A 2,324-nucleotide genomic window follows, 5' to 3' on the forward strand; every position below is an offset into this window, starting at 1 on the left:
ATAAATAAATTACTAATTGCGTTTTAATTAATACTAAGCATAATTTTGGCGAACCCCGAACCCCGAACCCCGAAATACAGGCACAAAAAAACGGCGCTTAAACAAGCCCCGCTTTTAAATGGTTTAGGCTATTTCTTCAACCTTTAACCTAGCACTTAAGCTACTTTTTTCTCTTCTATGCTCGCTAGGTATTCGTCAAACGTGCCTTGGAAGTCAATTATCTGCTTGTCTTTAATATCAACAATACGGGTTGCCAGTGACGATACAAACTCACGGTCGTGACTTACAAAAATAAGCGTGCCTTTAAAGTCTTTTAGCGCATTGTTTAGCGCTTCAATGGCTTCCATATCCATGTGGTTAGTTGGTTCATCCATTATCAGTACGTTAACGTCTTGCATCATTAATTTACCAAATAACAAACGGTTTTTTTCACCACCTGAACAGTTACGGGCTTTTTTATTTGCATCGTCTGCGGTAAACAATAAACGGCCTAACATACCACGTACCATTAAATCGTTGTGCTTAGCGGTACGCCATTGCGACATCCAATCAAATAAGGTTAAATCGTTATCAAAATCTTTGGTGCTGTCTTGTGGGCAATAACCAAACGTGGCGTTTTCTGACCACTTAACTTCGCCCTCATTGCTTTTAAGCTCGTTAACTAAACAGCGTAAAAAGGTGGTTTTACCCACGCCGTTTTCGCCGATAACCGCCAATTTAGCACCGGCTTCGAGTAGTAAATCGCCACCGGTAAATAATGTTTCGCCATCAAATCCATGGCCAAGCTTGGTTAGCTCAAGCGCTTGGCGATACATTTTTTTGCCCTCATCAAAGCTCAGTGATGGGCTCATACGACTTGATGCTTTAACGTCATCAAGCTTAATTTTTTCCATTTTTTTAGCACGCGAACTGGCTTGTTTTGCCTTAGACGCGTTAGCCCCAAAACGGTTAACAAAGTCTTGAAGTTCGTCTATTTCAGCGCTCTTTTTAGCGTTTTCGGCAAGTAATTGCTCACGTTGTAAGCCTGAAGCTTCAAGGTATTTTTCGTAGTTACCTGGGTAAATACGCAGCTCACCGTAATCAATATCGGCCATGTGGGTACATACCGAGTTTAAAAAGTGACGGTCATGGGAAATAATGATCATGGTACATTTACGTTGGTTAAGCTCATTCGCAAGCCACGTAATAGTATGAATATCCAAGTTATTGGTAGGCTCATCAAGTAGCAAAATATCAGGGTTTGCAAATAACGCCTGTGCTAACAGCACACGTAATTTCCAACCTGGGGCTACGTTTGCCATTAAGCCATAATGAAACTCTTTATCGATACCCGCATCAAGCAGAATTTCTTCTGCGCGACTTTCTGCTGTGTAACCGTCCATTTCAGCAAAAACGCTTTCAAGCTCGGCCACTTTCATGCCGTCTTCTTCGCTCATTTCAGGCAAAGAGTAAATACGGTCGCGCTCTTGCTTTACTTTCCAAAGCTCAACGTCGCCCATAATTACCGCATCAACCACGCTGTATTGCTCAAATGCAAATTGGTCTTGGCTTAGGTTACCCACTTTAAGCCCCGGCGTAATCGACACATTACCCGAGGTAGGTGCCAATGCCCCGCTTAAAATTTTCATAAAGGTCGACTTACCACAGCCGTTAGCGCCAATTAAACCATAACGGTTACCGTTGCCAAATTTAGCTGAAATGTTTTCAAACAACGGCTCTGCGCCAAACTGCATCGTAATATTTGCGGTGGAGATCAAAAAAAGGTGTCCTAGAAAAATACTGACAGGGTTATGGGCGCAGCAGGTGCGAAAATAGACCAGGCAATAGGTGTAAATAAGGCGGCAAATTATACAGGTCAAGTATACTAAAGGCTAGCCTATTTAAACGCTAACATACGTGATTGTTTTTAAGTGCGACTTTATTGTGGTAAAAATATCAAAAAAGAGTAAGTTATGTCGCCTACAAAAATTCGCAGTGAAGTTATAAAACTTAGTAAGTTAAGTGTAAAGCAGCCAGACTATGACTTCATTCAGGGTTACTTTTTAAGATTAGGCTTACTGCCCGACATAATAATGTCCACTAAATGCAGCTTGTTTTGGCTGAGAAAAAGTAAATGAAAGTGAAAGGTTGAAATGAAAGGTTACGAGCGGCGGGCTTCGAGCGACGAGTAGCTAACACAGCCTAGCGCCTTTGGCTTTCTCATTCAGCGCAGCGCCTCTTCTTCCTCTGTGGTGAATGAATAAATTAAAACATAAACTGGTAGCAGCGGGTTTACCCCGCGTCTCTATGCTTAATGACCTAAATCTGACGCGATATAAAATCGC

The 2,324-nt window shown here is 42.0% G+C and carries 1 protein-coding gene; it reads right to left on the bottom strand.

The window, feature by feature from the left end:
• Window positions 1–155: 155 nt before the first annotated feature.
• Window positions 156–1,757 (bottom strand): ABC-F family ATPase, encoded by a 1,602-nt coding sequence (locus CWC30_RS17465; RefSeq protein ID WP_083238647.1) that lies wholly within the window; start codon window positions 1,755–1,757, stop codon window positions 156–158.
• Between the last annotated feature and the right edge of the window lie 567 nt (window positions 1,758–2,324).

The sequence above is a fragment of the Pseudoalteromonas sp. S4741 genome (assembly GCF_005886135.1).
Classification (GTDB): Bacteria; Pseudomonadota; Gammaproteobacteria; order Enterobacterales; family Alteromonadaceae; genus Pseudoalteromonas; species Pseudoalteromonas tetraodonis.